Source organism: Streptomyces aurantiaciflavus (genome assembly GCF_049808595.1).
Taxonomy (GTDB): domain Bacteria; phylum Actinomycetota; class Actinomycetes; order Streptomycetales; family Streptomycetaceae; genus Streptomyces.
Genome location: NZ_JBNCAQ010000033.1, coordinates 47,341 through 70,276 on the forward strand (window position 1 = coordinate 47,341; position 22,936 = coordinate 70,276).

Here is a 22,936-nt window from a genome sequence, read left to right on the forward strand (position 1 = left end):
GAACAGCGTCAACCCTGACGTAAGGGGAGGGTCAAGCGGCGGCTATCCGATCTTCTGCGCGACCCAGGTCGACAGTTCCGAGCGGGCTGCCGCGAGGAGGGAGGCGGAGGGGTTCGCCGCCCCGTTGGCCACCAGCGCGTAGTGCACGGTGCCCGAGTCCGCCGTGGTGAGCAGCAGGCGGCGGCTGCCCGTGCCGCCCGGTTCGGGGGCCGCGGCGATCTTCGTGGCGCTCGTGTACGCGGGCGGGGCGTACACCGTGCCGAGGTCGGAGACGACGGTGGTGGACGCGGTCGGGAAGGAGGCGGGCAGGTGCAGTTCGGTGGGTGCGCTGCCGCCGTTCGACCGCCACACCAGCAGGCCGTACTGGCCGGAGCCGACGAGTTGCGCCACGTTCGGCAGGGAGCTCGGCACCGGGTTCCAGGTGAGGGTCGTCGAGCCGTCGCGGGAGCGGTCCTCGTAGGTGAAGGCGAGGGTCGTGCCGCTGGTGGCGCTCGGGTAGATCCGGTCGAGGAGGCGGGCGTCCTGACGGAGGGTCACCTTGCCGGTGTCGTCGAGGCGTACGGCGGAGAGGTCCTCGTCGTTCCAGGCGTCGCCGGCGGTGAGCACCTTGTCGGGGTTGCCGTTCATCAGCTCGTGGTGGCGGCCGTGGTAGATGTCCCACTGCCACTGGCTGCCGGAGAGGACGGGTCCCGAGGCGGCCGGTGTCGTCCACCAACTCGCGCCCTTCACCCGGGAGTCGAGCGCCTGGTACATGGCCTTGAGGACGGTCGGCGCCTTGTCCGAGACCGTGCCGGACAGCGGGTGGCCGAACTCGCTGACGATCGCCGCCGTCCGGGCCGCCGAGGCCCGGTCGCGGACGGTGCCGAAGTCGGTGACGTACTGGCCGTCGGCCGCCTTGCCCCACATCAGGATGCCGGAGATGGCCTTCTGGTCGTAGAAGTGGGTGTTGAAGACGTAGCGGGAGCCGAGCGTGCCCGCGTCGAGGAGGCCGCCCTCCTCCTTGCTGACGTTGCCGTTCCAGAAGAGGTTCGGCTCGACGAAGGCGGGCTTGTCCTGCCAGCCGGCCGCGTCCATCCGGGCCCGGAACTTCACGTAGAAGGGCCACAGCAGGTCGCGTTCCCAGGTGCGGCTGGTCTGGCCGGAGTCGTAGGTGCCGGCGTACGGCTCGTTGTAGGGGTCGAAGCCGAGGACGCCCGCGAACTGCTCGGTCGTCAGGTTCTGCTTGATGTGCGCCATGGTCTGCTGGGCCATGGCGAGGAAGGAGTCCTGGAGGCCGTGGGCGTTGTGCCAGAAGTCGTACTGGGCGGCCTTCACCGCGCCGTTCTGGGTGATGTTCTGGCCCCAGAGGAAACAGATCCCGCAGGACTCGTCGGGGTAGTTGCCGAGGTCCACCGCCCACTGGGGGGCGCCGTCGCCGGTGTACCAGCTGTCGGGGTCGAAGAGGTACCGGGAGTACAGGTCCTGGTGGAAGTCGGGGTAGACGCGGATGCCGGCGTCGAGGAAGGCGCGCATCTGGTCGGTGGCGGCGGCCAGGTAGGCGGTGTCGACCTGGCCGCGCACCGGTTCGGCGTAGGCCCAGGAGAGCAGGAAGCGGACGGAGTTGCCGCCGCCCAGGGCCCGCAGGGCGGCCGCCGACTTCCTGGCGTCGGCGACCGAGGCGAAGGGCAGGCCCTTGTTCTCGGCGAGCTTGGTCTCGCCGGAGACGTTGTAGCCGCGCAGTACGACCTCGCGGCCGCCCGCGTCGACGAAGCGGCCGCCGGAGACGGTGAGGGGGGTGCCGTCGAAGGAGAGGGAGTCGGGGACGGTGGCGGCGGTGGCGGTCGGGGTACCCGCCACCGTCAGGAATCCGCAGAGGACGACCAGAACAGCGAGCAGACGCGCCCGTATATTCGGCATGTCCACTACAGTCCGGTGATTTCCGGACACCGTCAATACCATCTGACCCGGGAGTAAGTTGACTATCAGTCACCCCACTGGGTCCGCACGGCGGCCACAGCCTCCTCAACTGCCCGTCCGGCCCGTCACGTTCAGCAGGTACTCCTTCCGGTTGAGCGGGTTGTGGTCGGTGCGCGGGCGCTCGGGGACCGTGCCGTGGGCGACGGGCGCGTAGTGGTCGAACGCGCTCTCCAGCTCGCCCTCGCCCCGGGTCAGCCCGGGCAGCCGCTGTTCGAGGGCATGCACCCGGGCGGCCGGCACCGCGCCGTCCAGGACGCACAGCGCGCCCCGGGTGCGCGTCGTGCGCGGTACGGCCCGCAGTGCGGCGAGCACCGGCAGCAGCGCGCCCAGGGTGTCCGCCGGGGCCTCGATCCGGAAGCGGTGCATCGGCTCGTACACCTGCGTCCCCGCCTTCCGCAGCGCCTCGACCAGGACCAGCGGGGTCAGACCGCGGAAGTCGTAGCCGGTGCTGGACATGCTCTTGTCGAAGCCCTGGTGGGCGTGGCTCTGTCGGGGCGAGTAGCCGGAGTGCGTCATGGTGACGGCGCAGTCGGTGACCTGCCAGCCGTGCAGCCCCTGGCCGAGCGTGTCGCGGACGGTGTCCTCGACCGCCTTGAAGAACGCGTACGGCATGGAGCCCAGCTCCACCTCCAGGCCGAAGGTCACGCCCGTGCCGGGCGGGGCCGGGTCGACGCGCAGGCCGACCGTCGCGAGGAAGGGGTTCCCGTCCTTCTTGTTGAACTCGACGGCCGCTCCGGTGCCGGCCGGCCGCTCGACGCACAGCGGCGTCGTCTCGCGGAAGGTGACGTCGAGGCCGTACTCGTCGGCCAGGGTCGCCTGGACGACCTCCTTCTGCACCTCCCCGTAGAGCGACACGGAGATCTCCTGGCGGACCTCGTCGTGCCGCAGGCCGATCAGCGGGTCCTGTTCGGCCAGCTGGGTGAGGGCGAGATGCAGCGCGCGGCGGTCGGCGTCCGGGCCGGGCACGACGACCGTCTCCAGGGTCGGCGGCGCGAAGACCTGGCCCGGCGCGGTGCGCGGCACGCCGAGGCTGTCGCCGATCCTCACCTCGGCGAGGCCCCAGAGGCGGGCGATGCGGCCTGCCGGGACCTCCTCGTCCCGGACGTCGGTGCCGTGGTCGAAGACGCTGATCGCGGTGACCTTGCCCTCCCGTCCGCCGAAGGGGACGCGGTCGCGGATGCGAAGGGTGCCGGAGAAGAGGCGCGCGTAGGCGATCTTCTCCCCCGCCGGGCCCCGCTCCACCTTGAAGACGGTGCCGGAGAGCGGGCCTGCGGGGTTCCCGTCGGCCCGGGGCAGCAGTTCCCTGATGCCGGCGATCAGCTCGGGCACGCCCGCGCCGGTCGCCGCCGAGCCGAAGTAGACCGGGTGGACGAGGCCGGCGCGGGTCTGCGCGACGAGCGCCGCGTGCAGACGCTCCGGCGTGAGGGAGCCCTCGACGTACGCGGTCAGGAGGTCGTCGTCGTGGTCGGCGAGGACGTCGGGGGCCGGGTGGCCGGGCCGGAAGGCGGCCCGGCTCGTGCCGAGTGACGTGACCGTGCCCATCGGGACGACCGGTACCGACAGCCGGCCGGAGAGCTCCCGCAGCACACCCTCGTGGCGGGCCCCGCGTCGGTCGATCTTGTTGACGAAGACCAGCGTGGGGATGCGCAGCCGGCGCAGCGTGCGCATCAGGACGCGGGTCTGGGCCTGGACGCCCTCCACTGCCGAGACGACGAGGACGGCGCCGTCGAGCACGCCGAGGACGCGTTCCACCTCGGCGATGAAGTCCGGGTGGCCGGGGGTGTCGAGGAGGTTCACGGTGACGTCGTCGACCGGGAAGGAGACGACGGCCGACTTGATGGTGATGCCGCGCTGCCGCTCCAGCGCGAGGGTGTCCGTCTGGGTGCTGCCGGCGTCGACGCTGCCGATCTCGTCGATGATGCCGACGGAGTGCAGCAGCCGCTCGGTGAGGCTGGTCTTACCCGCGTCGACGTGGGCGAGGATCCCGAGGTTGAGCAAGTGCACGAAGCGTCATGTCCTTTGGAGTGATGGTCGTTCCTTCCTGGGGGGACATGGACGCAGTGCGCATCTGTGCTCCTGGATCTTCCGGGAATGGGTCCTGGCAGTGCAGCAGACGGGCGGGCCCGGCGGCAACGGATTAACGTTCAAACAAGCCGGTCCCGTCGCCGTGGCCGGAAAGGAGCGGACCGTGCGTGAGATTCTCCCGGTGCTCAGCGGGTGGTACGCGGCCGGTGTGCCGTTCGGGCTGGCCACCGTCGTCGCCGTCAGCCGCAGCGCGCCGCGCGATCCGGGCGCGGCCATGGCGGTCGGGCCGGACGACGAGGTCGTGGGCAGTGTCTCCGGGGGATGTGTCGAGGGCGCGGTGTTCGAGCTGGCCCAGGAGGTGGTGGGGAGCGGGGAGGCCCGGCTGGAGACCTTCGGGTACAGCGACGACGACGCCTTCGCGGTCGGGCTGACCTGCGGCGGCGAGATCACCCTGCTGGTGCGGCCGGTCACGGCCGCCCTCGACCCGTCGTTCGGCGCGGTCGCCCGGTCGGTGGCGGCGGGCGAGCCGGTGACCGTGGCGACGGTGACGGACGGTCCCGCCCCGCGCGGCGCCACCCTCGCGGTCTGGCCGGGGCGGACGTCCGGCACGCTGGGCGCGAGCGGCCTGGACGTGGCGGTCACCGCCGACGCGCGCGGCGAACTCGCCCTCGGGGCCACGGGCGTACGGCACTACGGGCCGCGCGGTCAGCGGCGGGAGGACGCCGTCTCGGTGTTCCTGCACTCCTTCGCGCCGCCGCCGCGGATGCTGGTGTTCGGCGCGATCGACTACGCCGCGGCCGTGGCCCGGATCGGGGACTTCCTCGGCTACCGGGTCACGGTGTGCGACGCGCGGCCGGTCTTCGCCACCCCGAAACGCTTTCCCGGGGGCGTCGAGGTGGTCGTGGAGTGGCCGCACCGCTATCTGCGCGACACGGCCACCGACGAACGCACGGTGATCTGCGTGCTGACCCATGACCCGAAGTTCGACGTGCCGCTGCTGGAGGTGGCGCTGCGCCGGCCGGCCGCGTACGTCGGGGCGATGGGCAGCCGCCGCACCCACGACGACCGTCGACGGCGGCTGGTCGAGGCGGGACTGACGGACGGTGAACTGTCCCGGCTGCGCTCACCGGTCGGCCTCGACCTGGGGGCCCGCACACCGGAGGAGGTGGCCGTGTCCGTGGCCGCCGAGATCGTCGCGCTGCGCTGGGGCGGCAGTGGGGCGCCGCTGACGGCGACGCAGGGGGCGATCCACCCCGCGCCGTGAGGCCGCCACGCGTCAGGCGCCGTCCTCCCGGTGATCCGCGATGATCTGCTCCAGGTGGCGCAGGGCCGCCGCGGTCCGGGCCGGGTGGTCGCGGAAGAAGGGGTCGTCCGGCACGGGCAGCGAGCTCGCCAGCGCCCAGCCGCGGCCGCGCGCCCAGGTCGCGTCGTCGGCGCCGACCGCCTCCCGGAACACCCCGCGCGCCTCGGCGGGCAGGAACTTCCAGGCGGGCAGCAGGTCCACCGCCGGGTCGGCCACGGCGAGCGTCCCGAAGTCGATGACGGCGCCGAGCCGGCCGTCGCGGAGCAGGAGGTTGCCGGCGTCCAGGTCGCCGTGGATCCATACCGGCGGCTTGTGCCAGGCGGGCGCGGCGAGGGCCGCCTCCCACACCTCGGTGACCGCGTCGGTGTCGACCAGCCCGGTCCCCTTCAGCGCCTCGATCTTCGGCCGTACCCGCGCCTCCACGGCGATGGAGTCGCGGGGGTCGCCCAGGGGCACGCCCCGGAAGGCGTTGCTCTGCTCGGGGCCCGGGCCGCCGCCGGCGTCGCAGGCCTGGAGGGCGGTCAGGAATCCGGCGAGGTCGAGGGCGGTGCGCACCGGGTCGGCGAGGGCCTCGGTGGTCGCGGTCTCCCCTTCCAGCCAGCGGTACACCGACCACGGGTAGGGGTAGCCCTCGCCGGGCGTGCCCTGGGCGACCGGTTCGGAGACCGGCAGCGGCAGGTGCGGGGCGAGGTGCGGCAGCCAGCGGTGCTCACGGGCGACCTGGCCGGTCCAGTGCGCGTAGCGCGGCAGCCGTACGGACAGGTCGTCACCGAGGCGGAAGGTGGCGTTGTCCATGCCGGACTGCGGGACCGGGACGACGGGGAGACGGGCCCACTGCGGGAACTGGGCGGCGAGCAGACGGCGGACGAGCGGGGTGTCGATCAGCACGCGGTCCATGTCAGCGGGCCACGGCGGGGGGTGTCCACCGAATTACCGCGTGCGGGCCGGGAGTTCAGCGGGGCGGAAGCCGGTGCAGGACGACGTCCGTGAGCCGGCCGCCGGCCGCCTCGGCCGTCAGGTAGGTGCAGTGCGGCTGGCGGCGGCGGTCGGTCGGGGAGCCCGGGTTGAGCAGGCGCAGTCCGCCGGGGGCGGTGGTGTCCCAGGGGATGTGGCTGTGGCCGAAGACGAGGACGTCGAGGTCGGGGAAGCGGGCGGCGCAGCGCGCCTCACGCCCCTGGGCCGGCCCGGTCTCGTGGACGACGCCGAAGCGCAGTCCCCCCAGTTCGGCGTAGGCGACCTCGGGCAGGCGGGCGCGCAGGTCGGGGCCGTCGTTGTTGCCGTACACGGCGAGCAGCCTGCGGCTGCGGCTCTCCAGCAGGTCGAGGGTGGCCGTGTCGACCCAGTCCCCGGCGTGGATGACGACGTCGGCGCGCGGGAGCTCGTCGAGCAGCGGGGCGGGGAGCGTCCTGGCGCGCTTCGGGAGGTGGGTGTCGGACAGCAGCAGGAGGCGCACGTTCCCAGCGTACGGGGGCCGCCGTGCGTCCATCTCGCCGTGCGCGGGGCGGGGTGCGGGCCGGGCTGGGCGGTGCGGGCGAGGAGACGGGGGCCGTCGCCGTCGGTCCGCGGGGCGCGGGCCTCGTCGGTCCCGGTGTACGGCGGTGTGGGCGGCGCGGTCGGCCACGAGGGCGGGGTGGTGTTCCCGGAGCGCCCGGTCGACGGTGTCGGGCCGGGCGACGCCGTCTCATGTCGTTTCCGCGCCGCGCTTCAGGGGCTCCCACCAGTCGCGGTGGTCCCGGTACCAGGCGACCGTGTCGGCGAGGCCGGCCGCGAAGTCACGGCGGGGGCGGTAGCCGAGTTCGGTGCGGGCCTTGGTCCAGTCGACGCTGTAGCGCAGGTCGTGGCCCTTGCGGTCCTCGACGTACTCGACCCGGTCCCAGCCGGCTCCGCAGGCCTGAAGCAGCAGGCCGGTCAGCTCGCGGTTGCTCAGTTCGGTGCCGCCGCCGATGTGGTAGACCTCCCCGGGGCGGCCCTTCGTGCGGACCAGGTCGACGCCCCGGCAGTGGTCCTCGACGTGCAGCCAGTCGCGGACGTTGCGGCCGTCGCCGTAGAGCGGGACCTTCTCGCCGTCGAGGAGGTTCGTCACGAACAGCGGGACGAGCTTCTCGGGGAACTGGCGCGGGCCGTAGTTGTTCGAGCAGCGGGTGACGCGGACGTCCAGGCCGTGCGTGCGGTGGTGGGCCAGGGCGATCAGATCGGCGGAGGCCTTCGACGCGGAGTACGGCGAGGTGGGGCTGAGAGGCTGGTCCTCGGTCCAGGCGCCGGTCCCGATCGAGCCGTAGACCTCGTCGGTGGACACGTGCACGAACGGCCCCACGCCGTGCCGCAGGGCCGCGTCCAGCAGGGTCTGGGTGCCGAGGACGTTGGTGCGGACGAACACGCCCGCACCCGCGATGGAGCGGTCGACGTGGGACTCGGCGGCGAAGTGCACCACCTGGTCGGCGCCGGACATGAGCTGGTCGACGAGGGCGGCGTCGCAGATGTCGCCGTGGACGAACTCCAGGCGGGGGTGGCCGAGCGGCAGGTTGCTGAGGGTGCCGGCGTAGGTGAGCTTGTCCAGGACGGTGACGGCCACCGGCTCTTCGGCGCTGTCGGCGTCCTGGGCGAGGAGGCCGCGGACGTAGGCGGAGCCGATGAAGCCGGCCGCTCCGGTGACGAGGAGGTTCATCTGTGGATCCGGACCTTGCGGTGGTCACCGAGGACGAGCGGGTGGGCGCCGCACACGGCGGCCGCAGGGGCGACCTCGACGCGCCGGCGCCGCTCCGGGACGTCGGCGACGTCCCGGACGGACCGTGAGCCGTCGCCGACGGCGAGGGACTGCGGGGCCGCCGTCGAAGCGGACGGCCTGGTGGGCGACCGGCACGGGCTGTCGAGCCTTCCCCGCTCACCCTGGCCCGGGCCGTCAGGCTCACAGCCCGCGGGATCGCCTACTTGATCACTGGTGTACGGAGTTTCTGAGCGCTGAGCGCTCGCGTGCGGTGCTGCGGGACGACAGGCCGTTCAGTCCTCACCCCTGACGATGTTCCCCTCCGCGCCGGACTGTGTGCCGGGCGGAGTCCCGGGGACCTCCACGGCCGGGACGCAGGTGCGCGGTGCCGCGTTGCCGCGGCGCAGGCGGCGCGCCCTGGCCCAGCCCGTCTCGGGTCGGCGGGTGACTGGTTTCTCGTCGAGGTGCGCGGTCACGGTGTGTCATCGCCTTTCTCTGTCATGGTCAGCGGACACCGGGGCCGCCGCTGCCGAACGAGCCGCTGGAGCCGGGGTTCCACCGGGGGCGGCTCTGGTCGTCGCTGTCCCGGCCGCCGGTCGGCCGCAGGTCGTGCGGGGTGAGGCGGGCGCCGTCCTCCCGGCGCGGCACCTCGTTCGGCTCGCGTGCCTGACGGCTCTCGCGGACCGGGCCGGACTCGGGCATCCGGGGGTGCTCGTGGGGCTGCGGCGGCGCGGGCTCGCGCCTGCGGACGCGGTAGCCCAGCCGGAAGGCCCACAGCAGGCCCAGGACGAGCGCGACGCCCACGACGACGAGGGCGACGGAGGCCAGCGCGGACCCCCCGGAGGCGGCCAGGTGGGCGGTGGCGAAGGTGTCCATGCACGCCGGGTACCCAGCGCGCGCCCGGGGACACGTGGCGAGCGCCAGGTGTACTGATCACGGGCGGTCCCCCACGCGAGCGATGCCGAGCGTCGGAGAGGGTGTGCCACCTGCCGGGCCACGCCCCGTGTCCGCGGCATGACCCGCCGGACGGGCACCTGGGCCCACCCGAGACAGGCACCTGGGCTCACCCCTCCAGCGGGAGCTCGCTCCACACCTGCTTGCCGCCGCTGACCGGGACCGTTCCCCATGCGTCGGACACGGCCTCCACGAGGAGGATGCCGCGGCCGCCGGTCGCCTCCCAGCTGAGACTGGTCGGTTTGACGGGGGTGCGGGGCGAGGCGTCGGTGACGGCGATGCGCAGACGGTCGTTGACGAGGGTGAGGTCGAGGCGGACCCGGCCGTCGGTGTGCACGAGGGCGTTGGTGACGAGTTCGGTGACGACGAGCAGGGCGGCGTCCATCGTGTCGGCGGGCAGACCCCAGGCGCGCAGGGTGCGGCGGGAGAAGCGGCGGGCGTGCCGGGCCGCCTCGGGCACCCGCCACACCGTCCAGCCCTCGCGCAGGGGCCGTACGGCCATGCCGTCGTAGCGCAGGAGGAGCAGGGCGACGTCGTCGCCGCGGTGGGCGTTGCCGAGGAGGGCGTCGGCGACCAGACCGAGGTGGGCGGGGTCGGAGAGGGTGAGGCCGTCGGCGAGGCGGGTCAGGCCGGCGTCGATGTCGGACTCGGCGGACTCCAGCAGCCCGTCGGTGGTCAGGGCGAGGACGGTGCCGGGCACCAGGCGCAGCGGGGCCATCGGGAAGTCGGCCTGGGTGAGCACACCGAGCGGGGGGCCGCCGTCGGACTCGGCGATCTCGGTGGTGCCGTCGGGGTGGCGCAGGACGGGCGGCGGGTGCCCGGCCCGTACGCACCAGGCGGTGCCGGTCTCCATGTCGAGGTCGACGTAGCAGCAGGTGGCGAAGAGGTCGGTCTCCATCTCCGTCAGCAGCCGGTTGGCGTGGGCGACCACCACGTCCGGCGGGTGTCCTTCGGCGGCGTAGGCGCGCAGGGCGGTGCGCATCTGGCCCATGAGGGTGGCGGCGGCGGTGCTGTGTCCCTGGACGTCGCCGATGACGAGGGCGACGTGGTGCTCGGGCAGCGGGATCACGTCGTACCAGTCGCCGCCGACCTCCAGGCCCGCGGTGGCGGGCAGGTAGCGGGCGACGGCGACCGCGCCGGGAAGTTTGGGCAGGCGGCGGGGCAGGAGCTGGCGCTGGAGCATGCCGACGAGCTCGTGTTCGGCGTCGAAGGCGTGGGCGCGCATCAGGGCCTGTCCGACGAGGCCAGCGGAGGCGGTGAGCAGCGCGCGTTCGTCGGGGCCGAAGTCGTGGGGGGTGTCCCAGCCGATGAGGCAGGCGCCGGCCATCCGGCCCGCGGCGGGCAACGGCAGAACGGCGAGGCCGCCGGGGCCGACCTCCGCGAGGGCGGGTTCCAGGGCGGTTCCGGCGGGCCAGATCTGGGCGCGGCCCTCACGCAGCGCGGCGGCGAGGGTGGGCATGGCGCGCACGGGCGCGTCGGGCCACTCGGAGCGCCACTCCAGCCGCCACAGCTCGGGCCAGGCCTCGGGTTCGGGCGGGTCGAGGACGGTGACGACGAGCCGGTCGTTCTCCAGCTCGGCCAGGGCGATGCGGTCGGCCTGGAGGGGGGCGCGCAGGGCGGAGACGACGGCCTGGCTGACGTCGCGGACGGTACCGGCGGTGGCGAGCGCGGCGGCGAGGCGCTGGACGCGGGCCACGTCGGTGACGTCGGGACGCAGGGTCGAGACGTCGGCGACGGTGCCGACGAGGCGCGCCGGGTGGCCCTCGCCGCCGGGCACGAGCCGGCCGCGCAGGCGGAGCCATCTGGGCGGGCCGGCGGGGCGCAGCACCCGGAACTCCAGCTCGCGGTCGCCGATCGACATGTGCCCGGCCTCGACCACGGACATCAGCGAGGGCAGGTCCTCCGGGACGGTGTGGCTGAGCAGCGTCTCCACCCGGCCGTCGAACGCGGCCCGGCTGAGGCCGAACAGTTCCAGGATCTCGTCGCCGGCCTCGACGCGCCCGCTGTCCATGGCGAGGCTGAAGGCGTTGGCACGCAGTTCCTCGCCCTCGGCCGGGGCGGCGGGGGCGGGGAGGGCGACGGCCTCGGCGACGAGGGCGAGGCACTCGCGGTCGTCGGGGTCGAAGCCGCCGGCGCTCTCGCTGACGGCGAGGAGGCAGCCGCCCGCGCCGTCGTGCACGGGGAGGGCCGCCAGATGGACGTCCTGGGCGGGCATCCGACGCGATGCGGCCGAGTCGGCGAGCTCCTCCGGGCCGAGCCACACGGGCCGTCCCTCGCGGTGGGCCTCGGCGGCCGGGGAGCGCCCGTCGACGGGGTAGCTGTCGCGCAGTCCGTAGAGGACCCGTGGGACACCGGCCGATTCGAGCAGGCAGAGCAGGTCGGCGTCGTCGCCGGGCGTGTAGACGGCGGCCAGGGTCGCGCCCGCGAAGACGAGCGCCTGTTCGAGGACACGTCGCACCCGTTCGGGTGAGGCGGGATCGGCTGTGATCGTTTTGAGGGCAACTTCGGCACGCAGTGTTCGCGTTCTGCGCTCCGCAGCACCCTGACTGACCACGTCCGTATTACAGCGCTTATGAGACGTTCGCGCAGCCCCTGCGACCGTTGCGTGGACGGCGGAGGGTGTGGCGCCGGTACGGCGCGGCCCGCATCGCCCCAGGACATGGGCGCTCGCCGGCCGTGTACACCGCGGCGCGGGCCGACGCCGCTCGCCGTGCGCGCGGCGCCGTCAGGGGGCAGATTTGGTTCCTGGGACCGAGCGGCCGGCGAGGAGGTGGTCGCTGTGTCCGACGGACGCGGGTCCGGCCGGCCGACGGCGGCCGTCGAGACGCCGGTCGGCCCTCCGCTGCTGTCGTTGGCGCTGGCGGGGATGATGGAGGCGGTCGGGGCGCACTCCGGGGCGGTCTACCTGCGCCAGCCCGACGAGCCGGTGCTGGGGATGGCGGTGATGGCGGGGATGCCCCGGGCGTTCGCGGCGCCCTGGGAGCGGGTGGGGCTGAGCGCGCCGATCCCGGTCGCGGAGGCGGTGCGCGAGCGGCGGCTGGTGTGGGTGGGCGGCCAGGTGGACATGGCCCGCCGCTATCCGCGGATCGCCGTCGTCCTGCCGTATCCCTTCGCGCTGGCCGCGCTGCCGGTGGCGACCGAGTCCAAGGTGTACGGCGCGGTCTTCGTGACCTGGCCGGGTTCGCATCCGCCGGAGCTGTCCGACCGGGAGCGGCAGGAGCTGGAGTCGGCCTGTGCGCGGCTCGCGACGCGGCTGGAACGGGCGGCGGCAAAGAACCGTGCGGTGCGCGCCGAGACCGATCTGCTGCAGGCGTGGCCCCTGGGCGGCGTCTCCGACACCCTCGGCGCGGTGGAGGCGGCCCGGATGGTGGCCCGGCTGCCGTACGGGATGTGCTCGCTGGACCTGAGGGGGCGGGTGGGCTTCGCCAACGCGGCGGCGGCCGACCTGCTGGGCGTCCCGGTGGGCGAGCTGCTGGGCACACAGCTGTGGGCGTCGGTGCCCTGGCTCAACGATCCGATGTACGAGGAACGGTACCGGGCCGCGCTGCTCAGCCAGAACGCCACGTCGTTCGTGGCGCTGCGCCCGCCCTCCGAGTGGTTGTCGTTCCGGCTGTATCCGAGCACCACCGGGATCAGCGTGCGGATCAGCCGGGCCCGGTCCGTGGCCGGGACGGAGGCGACCGGGACGGGCGCGGGGGACGCGCCGACCCGCCTGGTGTCGATGTCGCAGGCCCTGAGTCTCGCCGGGGCGCTGACCGAGACGGTGAGCGTGCAGGACGTGGTGCGGCTGGTGGCGGACGAGATCGCCCCGGCCGTGGGCAGCCGGGCGCTGGTGCTGCTCGGCGCGCGGGCGGGCCGGCTGCGGGTGCTGGGGCACCACGGCTATCCCGATCCGCGGGTGGTGGAGCGGTTCGACGGGATGCCGCTGGACGCCCCGGCGCCGGGCGCGCACGTCGTCGCGCACGGGGTGCCGGCGTTCTTCGACTCGTGGCAGCAGCTCGAACGGCTCTACCCGGCCCGGCACGGCACCCCCGACGGCTTCGCGGCCTGGGCGTACCTGCCGCTGATCGCCTCCGGCCGCCCGGTGGGCGCGTGCGTCCTGGCCTACGCCGAGCCGCGCACGTTCTCCACGCACGAGCGGGCGGTGCTGACCAGTGTGGCCGGGCTGATAGCCCAGGCCCTGGACCGGGCGCTGCTCTACGACACCAAGCACCGGCTCGCCCACGGACTGCAGGCGGCCCTGCTGCCGCACTCGCTGCCGTCCGTGCCCGGCATGGAGACGGCCGCCCGCTACCTGCCCGCCACCCGCGGCATGGAGATCGGCGGCGACTTCTACGACCTGATCCCCTCGCGGCCACTGCCCGCCGCGGTGATCGGGGACGTACAGGGTCACAACGTGACCGCGGCCGGGCTGATGGGGCAGATCCGTACCGCCGTGAGGGCGTACACGACGGTGGGCCAGGAGCCGGCGGAGGTCGTGCGCAGCACCAACCGGCTGCTGATCGATCTCGGGTCCGACCTGTTCGCCAGCTGCCTGTACCTGCGGCTGGACCCGGAACACGGACGTGCGGTCATGGCCCGGGCCGGTCATCCGCCGCCGCTGCTGCGCCGGGCGGACGGCCGGGTCCGCGTCCTCGACCTCGCGGGCGGCCCTCTGCTGGGCATCGACGGCGAGGCCACGTACGCGACCGCGGAGATCGACCTCTCCCCCGGCTGTGTCCTCGCCCTCTACACCGACGGCCTGATCGAGTCGCCCGGCGTGGACATCGAGGACGCGGTCACCGAGTTGGGCCGCCGGCTCACCGACGCGGGCGAGCGGCCGCTGGAGGACCTGGCCGACTGCCTCGTGGGCCACTACGCGGCCGCGGAGGAGCGCGTCGACGACGTGGCACTGCTGTTGCTGCGGGTGCGGGGCGACGACTGACGCGCCGCTGTCGTCTGTTCGGGTGGGTGCCGTTCCGGGCTCCGCGACGGTTCGGGGGGACTTTCGTCCCTGCGCCGGGCGCGTGGCGACCGCACGCGGCTCACCCCCGAAGGCGCCTGACGTCGTGTCGGTCGCCGGAACGCGTCGGTCCGGCCCTCCCGCCGGAGGGCCGGACCGTGCCACCGATCGGCCGGAACCGCTGTGAGGCCGATCGGTGGGTCTGCGTCAGCAGCCGGGTCAGTGCTTCTCGTTCACCCCGGCGTTGTCACCGGCCCCGGCTTCCTGACCGGCACCCTGGTCCTGACCGGCTTCCTGACCAGCGCCCTGGTCCTGACCGGCTTCCTGACCGGCACCCTGGTCCTGACCGGCTTCCTGACCAGCACCCTGCTCCTGGCCGGCACCCTGCTCCTGACCGGCACCCTGCTCCTGGCCGGCACCCTGCTCCTGACCGGCACCCTGCTCCTGGCCGGCACCCTGGCCGCCGGCCTCGTCACCGGCACCGGCCTCGCCGCCGGCCCCGGCGTCCTGGCCCGCACCGGCACCCTCGCCCGCACCCGCTTCCTCACCGGCGCCGGCCTGGCCGCCGGCGCCCGCACCGGCGTCGCCGAGGGTCGCGCCGACCGCCTCCAGGGCGGTGGTCACCGGCTGGAAGAAGGTCTCACCGCCGACCGTGCAGTCGCCGCTGCCGCCCGAGGTCAGGCCGAGCGCCTGGCCGTCCTGGGTGAACAGGGAGCCGCCGCTGTCGCCGGGCTCGGCGCAGACGTTGGTCTGGATGAGGCCGGTGACGGTGCCTTCGGGGTAGTTGACGGTGGCGTCGAGCCCGAGGACCTGGCCGTCGGCGAGTCCGGTCGTGCTGCCCATCCGGAAGACCTGCGTGCCGACCGTCGCGTCGGCGGCCTGGTTGATCGCGACCGTCTGGTTGCCGACGTTGACCTCGCTCGGGGCCTGCGTGGCGGGGTCGTCGTACTTCACGAGTGCGAAGTCGCCCTCGCCGGGGAACACCGCCTGGTCGACGGTGGCGATCGGCTGGCCGTTCTCGGAGTCCGACCACTGCTCGGCCGCGACCCCGCAGTGACCGGCCGTCAGGAAGGCCGGGGAACCGTCGCCCGCGGTGACGTTGAAGCCGAGGGAGCAGCGCGCTCCGCCGCCGAAGATGGCGTCACCGCCGGAGGCGAAGGTCTTGAAGGTGCCCTTCGACTTCTGGATGGTCGCCATGCCCGTGCCGAGGCTCTGGACGGTGGACTCCAGCTGGTCCCACTTGCCGCCGGTGACCGTGGAGTCGGCGGTGACCAGGATCTGGTTCGTCCGGGGGTTGACCGCCCACGCGGTGCCCGGGATGGTCGCCTTGGCCTTCAGCGTCTTGGCGGCCGACTCCAGCTCGGCCGTGCTGTTCTCGACCTCGCGGACCTTGGCGCCGGCCTTCTTGGCCTGCACGATGACGTTGTTGTCGTCACCGGAGACGTTGACGACGTTGACCACCAGCTGCTGCTGGTCGGAGTCGTAGTACGAGCCGGCGAAGGCGTCCCCGAGCAGCTTCTCGAGCTGCGAGGCGAGGTCCGAGGCGTCGCCCGCCTTGAGGGTCTTCACCGAGGCGGCGCCGTTGGAACCGCCGTCCTGGGAGGCGTTGGCCTGGGGAAGCAGAATGGCCGCCGCTCCGAGCGCCGCCACTCCACCGACCGCGACGATGGCCTTACGCTTCGTAACTCGCTTGTGACTCAAAAAACTCGACCTCCTGGGGGACGGGGTCTGGCTGCCGGTGGTCGGCAGCTCCGTACAGCGGCGCCTGGTTGGCCATGGGTACGCAGGGGACGCGTGATGCGTTCAATCGCGTTTGCCAACTTCCTTTGCGAAACACGGAATCGGCCATGACCCGCGTCTGACCTGCCGCCCCGGGGAGCAATCGCCCATATGACGATGACGATCACCGAAGCCGACAAGATCCTTTCCGACTGCTTCGCACCCTGGGTGCGCGCTCTGGGTCTGTCCGTCGAAACCCTCGGAGACGACCGGGCGCTGCTGCGTCTTCCCTGGTCACAGGAGCTGGCACGGGAGGGCGGGGGGCTGTCCGGGCAGGCGTTGATGGCGGCCGCGGACACCGCCACCGTGATCGCCGTGTCGGCCGCCCGCGGGGGCTTCGTGCCGATGACGACGGTGCAGCAGTCCACGTCGTTCCAGCGGGCGGTGGCCGATTCGGATGTCCTGATCGAAGCGGTCCTGACGAAGCTGGGCCGCCGGATGGCGTTCGCGGACATCACGATGACGGCCGAGAGATCGGGCGAGCTCGCGGCGCGGGCGAGCACGGTCTACGCACTCCTGGGCTGATACCAGCGGTAACCGTCCACTGACGGTCCGTTCCGATCAAAGAGCGGAATCCCTGCTTCAGAGAATCTGCACATCGATTGCCCAAGCGGGTCACGGGAAGCAGGGGTTCTGCACAACTGCGCCGACCCCCGCCATGCCATTGGGGCGGGAGTGTCGGATTCGCCGCGACGACACCCACCGCTCATCCGAGCGAACCCCGCCCGAGGTGTGAAGAAGTCGCCGACAAGACGTGGGCGCGCCTGCACCGTTCACCGCTCATGTGACGCAAGTGCCCTGGTGAGAGCGGTGATTGATTGGCTGCGTCGGCGGTGGACCTGCTTTGATCCATCGCACCGCGGGGGCCGCAGGGTCCCGGAAACGGGTGCCCGGCGCCCGCGGTCGCGGCCGTCGTCTGTCCCCAGAGGGGGCCGCTCCCCCTTACGAGTTATCCATATGAAGGGAAGTTCCACCATGAACTCCACCCCCCAGGTTGAGACCGTCGAGATCGCCGACGCCGACCTCGACAACGTCTCCGGCGGCCTGTCCGTGAACGCCCTGGGCACCGCCACCGGCCTGGTGGACGGCATCGCCCCGGTTTCCGGCCTGCTCGACACCGCCGTCGGCACCGTCGAGGGTGTCACCGGCCTGAACACCGCCCCGGTCACCAACCTGGTCGCCGGTCTCTGATCGCGCCCTTGTGACCCCTTTGAGTCCCGGAGCCGTCACGGCTCCGGGACTCTCGGGCGCCGTGGAACGCGCCGAGCCCCGCGCCCCCGAAGTCCCCGACAGGTTCCGACCGGTGAGGGAAGTCCCTTGCAGTTCCGCCAACAGGCCCTCGCCAAGCTCCAGTCGCCGGAGGAACTCGACCTGCCGGTGCGCTTCGCGCGCCCCCAGGGCTGGCTGGTGCTGTCCGTGACCGTGGTCGCCCTCGCGGCCGCGTCCGTGTGGGCGGTGACCGGCTCGGTCGCGTCCACGGTGAGCGCCCCGGCCGTCCTCACCCACGGCGAGGGCAGCTACATCCTGCAGAGCCCCGCCGCGGGCCAGGTGACCGCCGTGCTCGCCGAGGAGGGCCAGCGACTGCCCGCCGACTCCCCCGTGCTGAAGGTGCGTACGGCCGAGGGCGACACCGTGGTGCGCACGGTCGCCGCGGGCCGGATCACCGCGCTCGCCGCCACCATCGGGCAGATCATCTCGACCGGCGCGAACGTCGCCGCCGTGGAGAAGGTCGCCCACGCCGACGACCCGCTGTACGCGACGGTGTACGTCCCGGCCGAGAACGCCGCCTCGATCCCGGCCGACGCGGCCGTCGACCTGACCGTGCAGACCGTGCCGTCCCAGCGGTACGGCGTGCTGCGCGGTCATGTGAAGTCGGTGGACCGCACGGCCCAGTCGGCCCAGCAGATCGCCGCGTTCCTCGGCGACAGCCAGTTGGGCGAGCAGTTCACGAAGAAGGGCCGCCCGGTGGCCGTCCTGGTCCGTCTCGACACCTCCAGGTCGACGAAGAGCGGCTACCGGTGGTCCTCCGCGGACGGGCCGCCGTACGCCCTCACCTCCATGACCATGGCCACGGGCTCGATCCGGCTGGCCGATCAGCGTCCCGTCGATTGGCTGCTCCCGTGACCACCGCTCAGGAAACCCGCGGCAGACGGCGTGCCGCGCCACCCCGGCGTTCGATCCCCAAGAGCGGGGCGAAGACCGTCCGTACGCCCACCGTGCTCCAGATGGAGGCCGTGGAGTGCGGGGCCGCATCCCTCGCGATGGTGCTCGGCCACTACGGCCGGCACGTCCCGCTGGAGGAGCTGCGCATCGCGTGCGGTGTCTCGCGGGACGGCTCGCGGGCGAGCAACCTGCTGAAGGCGGCCCGCAGTTACGGTCTGACGGCCAAGGGCATGCAGATGGACCTGGCCGCCCTCGCCGAGGTGAAGGCGCCGGCGATCCTCTTCTGGGAGTTCAACCACTACGTCGTCTACGACGGCATGGGCCGCCGCTTCGGCCGTCGGGGCGTGTTCGTCAACGACCCCGGCAAGGGCCGGCGTTTCGTGCCGATGGAGGACTTCGACGGCAGCTTCACCGGTGTGGTGCTGGTGCTGGAGCCGGGCGAGGGCTTCGAGCGGGGCGGGCGCAGGCCGGGTGTGCTGGGCGCGATGCCCGCCCGGCTGCGCGGCACCGCGGGCACCCTTCCGGCCGCTGTCCTGGCCAGCCTGCTGCTGGTCCTGGTGGGCGCGGCCGTTCCGGCGCTGAGCCGGACCTACATCGACATGTTCCTGATCGGCGGTCAGACCTCCCTGCTGGACGTGCTGTTCACGTCCATGGGCGCGTGCGTGCTGCTGACGGTCGCGCTGACCTGGCTCCAGCAGGCCAACCTCCACCACGGCCGCATCATCTCCTCGACCCTGTCCAGCGCCCGCTTCCTGCGCCATCTGCTGCGGCTGCCGGTGACCTTCTTCTCCCAGCGCAGCCCGGCCGACCTGGTGCAGCGCCTGCAGTCCAACGACGCCGTGGCCGAGACCCTGGCCCGCGACCTGGCCTCAGCGGGCGTGGACGCCGTGGTCGTCGTCCTGTACGCGGTCCTCCTCTACACCTACGACCCCCAGCTCACGTTCGTCGGCATCGGCGTGGCCCTGCTGAACATCGTGGCCATGCGGGTCGTGATCCGGCTGCGCGCGACCCGTACGGCCAAGCTGCGCGCGGACAACGCGCGGCTGACCAACACGGCGTACACCGGGCTGCAGTTGATCGAGACGATGAAGGCGACCGGCGGGGAGGACGGCTACTTCCGCAAGTGGGCCGGGCAGCACGCCACGACCCTGGAGGAACAGCAGCGGCTCGGGGTGCCGAGCGCCTGGCTGGGCGTGGTCGCGCCGACGCTCGCCACGCTGAACAGCGCGCTGATCCTGTGGATCGGCGGCATGCGGGCGATCGAGGGCCACATCTCGGTGGGCCTGCTGGTCGCCTTCCAGGCGCTGGTCACCCGCTTCACCGCTCCCCTGACCCGGCTCAACGGCGTCGCGGGCCGCATCCAGGACTTCGCAGCGGACGTGGCCCGCCTGAAGGACGTGGAGAACTTCCGTGCCGACCCCCTCTACGACCGTCGCGCGGGCGCCGACTCGACGCGCCGGCTGCACGGGCACGTCGAACTGCAGAACATCACCTTCGGCTACAGCCCCCTCGACAAGCCGCTGCTGGCCGGCTTCGACCTGACCGTCGGACCCGGGCAGCAGGTGGCGCTGGTCGGCGGCTCGGGCAGCGGCAAGTCGACGGTGTCCCGGCTGATCTCCGGCCTGTACACCCCCTGGGAGGGCGTGATCCGCATCGACGGGCAGCGCCTGGAGGACATCCCGCGTGGCGCCCTGGCCGCCTCCGTCTCCTTCGTCGACCAGGAGGTCTTCCTCTTCGAGGGCACCGTCCGCGACAACGTGGCGCTGTGGGACCCGTCGATCCCGGACGACGCCGTGGTCGAGGCCCTGCGGGACGCGGCCCTGTACGACGTCGTCATGCGGCGGCCCGGCGGCGTCCACAGCAAGGTCGAGCAGGACGGCCGCAACTTCTCCGGCGGGCAGCGGCAGCGTCTGGAGATCGCCCGGGCGCTGGTGCGCCGGCCCAGCATCCTCGTCCTGGACGAGGTGACCAGCGCGCTGGACGCGGAGACCGAGCTGGTCGTCATGGACAACCTGCGCCGGCGCGGCTGCGCGTGCGTGGTGATCGCCCACCGGCTCAGCACGGTCCGCGACAGCGACGAGATCGTCGTCCTGGAGCACGGCGCGGTCGTGGAGCGCGGGCGGCACGAGGACCTCGTCGCGCGCGGCGGGGCGTACGCGGCGCTGGTCAGGGAGCGGTGACGGCCATGCACGAAGGCGACCTCGTCCTCGCCGCGCTCGGGCAGATGGGCGCGCGGATCGACTGCGCGGGCTTCAGCCGCCTCGACCTCGAAGGGCCGCAGGTGCTCTGGCTGGTCGCGGCCGGTGCGCTGGACCTGTTCGCGGTGGACGCCGAACAGCAGGGCCACTGGCACCACCTGGGCCGTCTGGAGGCGGGCTCCCTGCTGCTCGGCCCGGTCGCCGGTCCCCAGCACACCCTGGTGGCGCGCCCGTCGCGCGACTGCGTGGTCCACCGCATCGACCTGCGCGAGCTGTACCAGCCGGCGAGCACCCAGACCTGGTCCTACGACGAGTACGGCAACCCCCAGTACGTACCGCCCACTTCGAGCCCTCTGGAGTACGCGCTCGCGCTGGGCGTCGGCCGTGGCCTGTCCGTCCTCTTCCAGGCGCCGATGGCGAGCGAGAAGCCCGCCGAGGGCGGGGGCGCCCCCGTGCGGGCGTACGCGAGCACCGGGGACGACGACGACGTGTTCTGGATGCAGGTCCCGCCCGGCAGCGTCCAGTACGGATCGCTGTACGGCGCGGAGGCCGCCGCGGATCTGCTGATGGACCCCGCGGTGTGGCAGTCCATGGTCGACCAGCAGTACCGGCTGCTGACCACGCTGGACCGCTGGATCGAGCAGCTGGAGCGCACCCACGAGACGCGCACCGCCGCCGGGATCAAGGCCGGTGAGGCGGTGCGCGTCCAGGCCGACCGGACGCTGCTCGCGTCGATCGGCAAGAAGTCGGCGCAGCGCGCCACGTCCGCCGACGCGGACGCCACCTTCGCCGCGTGCCGGCTGGTCGCCCGGGCGGCCGGGATCACGCTGGCGGAGCCCGCGCGGATGGGCGCCGGCAACGACCGTCTCGACCCGGTCGAGCAGGTGGCCCTCGCCTCCCGCGTGCGCACCCGTGCGGTACGGCTGGACGGCCGCTGGTGGCGGGACGACGTGGGCCCGCTGGTGGGTCACCGGGCGCTGTCCGGGGCGCCGGTCGCGCTGCTGTGGCGGCGCGGCGGCTATGTCGCCGTGCATCCCGCGACCGGGCGGGAGACGCCGATCGAGAAGGCCAACGCGGAGGAGTTCGAGCCGCGGGCCGTCATGTTCTACCGTCCGCTGCCCGAGCGGAGGCTCAGCCCGCTGGGGCTGCTGCGGTTCAGCATGCGCGGCACCGGCGGGGACCTGGCGCATCTGCTGCTCAGCGGGCTGGTCACGGTGGCGATCGGGGCGCTGGTGCCGATCGCGACCGGCAAGGTGCTCGGTGAGTACGTGCCCAGGGCCCAGCAGGGGCTGATCGTGCAGGTGTGTCTGGCGGTGATGGTCAGCAGCGTGGTGGCGGCGGCCTTCATGCTGTTGCAGAACCTGACGATCCTGCGCCTGGAGGGCCGGATCGAGGCGACGCTCCAGCCGGCCGTGTGGGACCGGCTGCTCAGGCTGCCGACGAAGTTCTTCGCGGAGCGCTCGACCGGTGAACTGGCAGGCGCGGCCATGGGCATCAGCGCGATCCGCCGTCTGCTGGCGGGCCTCGGCCCGTCGGTGGCGCAGTCGGTGACGATCGGCGCCATGAACCTGGGGCTGCTGCTGTGGTACAGCGTTCCGATGGCGCTGGCCGCGATCGGGATGCTCGTCGTCATCGCCGGGGTGTTCCTGGGGCTGGGTCTGTGGCAGGTGCGCTGGCAGCGGCGGCTGGTGGTGCTCTCCAACAAGCTGAACAACCAGGCGTTCCAGACCCTGCGGGGCCTGCCGAAGCTGCGGGTGGCGGCCGCGGAGAACTACGCGTACGCGGCCTGGGCGGAGCGGTTCGCCCGCAGCCGTGAGCTGCAGCAGCGGCTCGGCCGGATCAAGAACCTCAACACGGTGCTGGGCGCGGTGTACCTGCCGCTGTGCTCGCTGCTGATGTTCATGCTGCTGGCCGGTCCGGCGCGTGGCGCGCTGTCGGCGGCGGACTTCCTCACCTTCAACACGTCGATGACGATGCTGCTGACCTCGGTCACCTCGCTGACCGGCGCGTTCGTGTCGGCGGTGGCCGCGCTGCCGCTGTTCGAGGAGATCCGGCCGGTGCTGGAGGCGACCCCCGAGGTCCGCGCGGCGAGCACCCGGCCGGGGCCGCTGTCCGGCGCGGTCGAGGCCCGCCGGCTGTCGTTCCGCTACTCCGACGACGGCCCCCTCGTCCTGGACGACGTGTCCTTCGAGGTGCGTCCGGGTGAGTTCGTGGCGATCGTCGGCCCGAGCGGCTGCGGCAAGTCCACCCTGCTCCGGCTGCTGATCGGCTTCGACCGCCCGGTGTCGGGCAGCGTGCTGTACGACGGCCAGGACCTCGCGGCCCTCGACCAGTCGGCCGTACGCCGGCAGTGCGGGGTGGTGCTCCAGCACGCGCAGCCGTTCACCGGCTCCATCCTGGACGTCATCTGCGGCACCGAGTCGTACACGCCGGAGGAGGCGATGGCGGCGGCCGAGATGGCGGGGCTCGCGGAGGACATCAGGCGGATGCCGATGGGCCTGCACACGATCGTCTCGGGCAGCGGGTCGGTCTCGGGCGGTCAGCGCCAGCGGCTGATGATCGCGCAGGCGCTGATCCGGCGGCCGCGCATCCTCTTCTTCGACGAGGCGACCAGCGCCCTCGACAACGAGACCCAGCGCACGGTCATCGAGAGCACCCGCAAGCTCAACGCCACCCGCGTCGTCATCGCCCACCGTCTGTCCACCGTCATGGACGCCGACCGCGTCGTGGTCATGGAGAACGGCAAGGTCGCCGAACAGGGTCCGCCCGCGCAGCTCCTCGCGAACCCGAACGGGCGGCTGCACGAGCTGGTGCGCCGACAGCTGGCCTGACGACCCTCCGGCCCTCTCCTCCGCCTTCTTCCGCCCTCCCCCCGGCCCTCTCCGGGAGGCCCCAGAACGAAACGTTGCCGT

General features: G+C 73.0%; 17 protein-coding genes. 8 read left to right on the forward strand and 9 right to left on the reverse strand.

The window, feature by feature from the left end; translation table 11 throughout:
• Positions 1-42: 42 nt before the first annotated feature.
• Positions 43-1,896 carry an endoglycosylceramidase gene (locus tag ACPT94_RS32110; protein ID WP_425247418.1) on the reverse strand — a complete coding sequence of 618 codons (1,854 nt, stop codon included), beginning with the start codon at positions 1,894-1,896 and terminating at the stop codon, positions 43-45.
• A gap of 105 nt (positions 1,897-2,001) precedes the next feature.
• Entirely contained in the window at positions 2,002-3,960 is a 1,959-nt protein-coding gene (locus ACPT94_RS32115; RefSeq protein WP_425247419.1) for a GTP-binding protein, read from the reverse strand.
• A 184-nt stretch (positions 3,961-4,144) separates the two neighbouring features.
• Here ACPT94_RS32115 and ACPT94_RS32120 point away from each other — a divergent pair, with 184 nt between their 5' ends.
• A complete protein-coding gene (locus ACPT94_RS32120) occupies positions 4,145-5,245 on the forward strand; it encodes an XdhC family protein (RefSeq protein ID WP_425247420.1) in 1,101 nt (366 codons plus the stop codon).
• Between the two features lie 12 nt (positions 5,246-5,257).
• Here the strand turns inward: ACPT94_RS32120 and ACPT94_RS32125 are convergent, their stop codons facing one another.
• The 3 genes from ACPT94_RS32125 to rfbB all read right to left on the reverse strand — a co-directional run bounded on the left by ACPT94_RS32125 (position 5,258) and on the right by rfbB (position 7,949).
• The gene (locus ACPT94_RS32125; protein ID WP_360342605.1) at positions 5,258-6,181 is read right to left on the reverse strand and encodes an aminoglycoside phosphotransferase family protein; all 924 of its coding nucleotides are present in this window, start codon (positions 6,179-6,181) and stop codon (positions 5,258-5,260) included.
• A gap of 55 nt (positions 6,182-6,236) precedes the next feature.
• Positions 6,237-6,737: a metallophosphoesterase family protein gene (locus ACPT94_RS32130; protein WP_360342602.1), complete on the reverse strand. Its 501-nt coding sequence runs from the start codon at positions 6,735-6,737 to the stop codon at positions 6,237-6,239.
• A gap of 228 nt (positions 6,738-6,965) precedes the next feature.
• Entirely contained in the window at positions 6,966-7,949 is a 984-nt protein-coding gene (gene rfbB, locus ACPT94_RS32135) for a dTDP-glucose 4,6-dehydratase (protein WP_425247421.1), read from the reverse strand.
• A gap of 2 nt (positions 7,950-7,951) precedes the next feature.
• Between rfbB and ACPT94_RS32140 the strand changes: the two genes are divergently transcribed.
• Entirely contained in the window at positions 7,952-8,077 is a 126-nt protein-coding gene (locus ACPT94_RS32140) for a hypothetical protein (RefSeq protein WP_360342599.1), read from the forward strand.
• 204 nt (positions 8,078-8,281) lie between these two features.
• On the opposite strand, the gene ACPT94_RS32145 is transcribed toward ACPT94_RS32140, so the two are convergent.
• From ACPT94_RS32145 to ACPT94_RS32155, 3 genes are all read right to left on the reverse strand, one after another.
• Complete coding sequence (locus ACPT94_RS32145) at positions 8,282-8,464, reverse strand: hypothetical protein (RefSeq protein ID WP_360342596.1); 183 nt, start codon at positions 8,462-8,464, stop codon at positions 8,282-8,284.
• A 28-nt stretch (positions 8,465-8,492) separates the two neighbouring features.
• Entirely contained in the window at positions 8,493-8,864 is a 372-nt protein-coding gene (locus ACPT94_RS32150) for a DUF6479 family protein (RefSeq protein WP_360342593.1), read from the reverse strand.
• Positions 8,865-9,051: 187 nt separating this feature from the next.
• Positions 9,052-11,496 (reverse strand): SpoIIE family protein phosphatase, encoded by a 2,445-nt coding sequence (locus ACPT94_RS32155; protein WP_360342590.1) that lies wholly within the window; start codon positions 11,494-11,496, stop codon positions 9,052-9,054.
• Between the two features lie 216 nt (positions 11,497-11,712).
• On the opposite strand from ACPT94_RS32155, the gene ACPT94_RS32160 reads away from it, so the two are divergent.
• Positions 11,713-13,866 (forward strand): SpoIIE family protein phosphatase, encoded by a 2,154-nt coding sequence (locus ACPT94_RS32160; protein ID WP_360342587.1) that lies wholly within the window; start codon positions 11,713-11,715, stop codon positions 13,864-13,866.
• Between the two features lie 237 nt (positions 13,867-14,103).
• Here ACPT94_RS32160 and ACPT94_RS32165 read toward each other — a convergent pair whose 3' ends face one another.
• The gene (locus ACPT94_RS32165; protein WP_360342584.1) at positions 14,104-15,534 is read right to left on the reverse strand and encodes a S1 family peptidase; all 1,431 of its coding nucleotides are present in this window, start codon (positions 15,532-15,534) and stop codon (positions 14,104-14,106) included.
• A gap of 240 nt (positions 15,535-15,774) precedes the next feature.
• On the opposite strand from ACPT94_RS32165, the gene ACPT94_RS32170 reads away from it, so the two are divergent.
• From ACPT94_RS32170 to ACPT94_RS32190, 5 genes are all read left to right on the forward strand, one after another.
• Positions 15,775-16,188, forward strand: a complete 414-nt coding sequence (locus tag ACPT94_RS32170) for a PaaI family thioesterase (RefSeq protein WP_360342581.1) — start codon at positions 15,775-15,777, stop codon at positions 16,186-16,188.
• A 450-nt stretch (positions 16,189-16,638) separates the two neighbouring features.
• The gene (locus ACPT94_RS32175; protein ID WP_360342578.1) at positions 16,639-16,854 is read left to right on the forward strand and encodes a type A2 lantipeptide; all 216 of its coding nucleotides are present in this window, start codon (positions 16,639-16,641) and stop codon (positions 16,852-16,854) included.
• A gap of 126 nt (positions 16,855-16,980) precedes the next feature.
• Positions 16,981-17,787: an HlyD family efflux transporter periplasmic adaptor subunit gene (locus tag ACPT94_RS32180; RefSeq protein ID WP_360342575.1), complete on the forward strand. Its 807-nt coding sequence runs from the start codon at positions 16,981-16,983 to the stop codon at positions 17,785-17,787.
• Positions 17,784-20,006: an NHLP family bacteriocin export ABC transporter peptidase/permease/ATPase subunit gene (locus ACPT94_RS32185; protein WP_360342572.1), complete on the forward strand. Its 2,223-nt coding sequence runs from the start codon at positions 17,784-17,786 to the stop codon at positions 20,004-20,006. Before ACPT94_RS32180 ends, ACPT94_RS32185 begins: the two co-directional genes overlap by 4 nt.
• Positions 20,003-22,855, forward strand: coding sequence for an NHLP bacteriocin export ABC transporter permease/ATPase subunit (locus tag ACPT94_RS32190; RefSeq protein WP_360342569.1), 2,853 nt, complete (start codon positions 20,003-20,005; stop codon positions 22,853-22,855). Before ACPT94_RS32185 ends, ACPT94_RS32190 begins: the two co-directional genes overlap by 4 nt.
• Positions 22,856-22,936: the final 81 nt, after the last annotated feature.

What these genes read in the sequence shown, in the direction of transcription:
- ACPT94_RS32110 (WP_425247418.1), bottom strand. Translation starts at nt 1,896, where the DNA reads ATGCCGAATATACGGGCGCGTCTGCTCGCTGTTCTGGTCGTCCTCTGC.
- ACPT94_RS32125 (WP_360342605.1), bottom strand. Translation starts at nt 6,181, where the DNA reads ATGGACCGCGTGCTGATCGACACCCCGCTCGTCCGCCGTCTGCTCGCC.
- rfbB (WP_425247421.1), bottom strand. Translation starts at nt 7,949, where the DNA reads ATGAACCTCCTCGTCACCGGAGCGGCCGGCTTCATCGGCTCCGCCTAC.
- ACPT94_RS32150 (WP_360342593.1), bottom strand. Translation starts at nt 8,864, where the DNA reads ATGGACACCTTCGCCACCGCCCACCTGGCCGCCTCCGGGGGGTCCGCG.
- ACPT94_RS32170 (WP_360342581.1), top strand. Translation starts at nt 15,775, where the DNA reads ATGACGATGACGATCACCGAAGCCGACAAGATCCTTTCCGACTGCTTC.
- ACPT94_RS32175 (WP_360342578.1), top strand. Translation starts at nt 16,639, where the DNA reads ATGAACTCCACCCCCCAGGTTGAGACCGTCGAGATCGCCGACGCCGAC.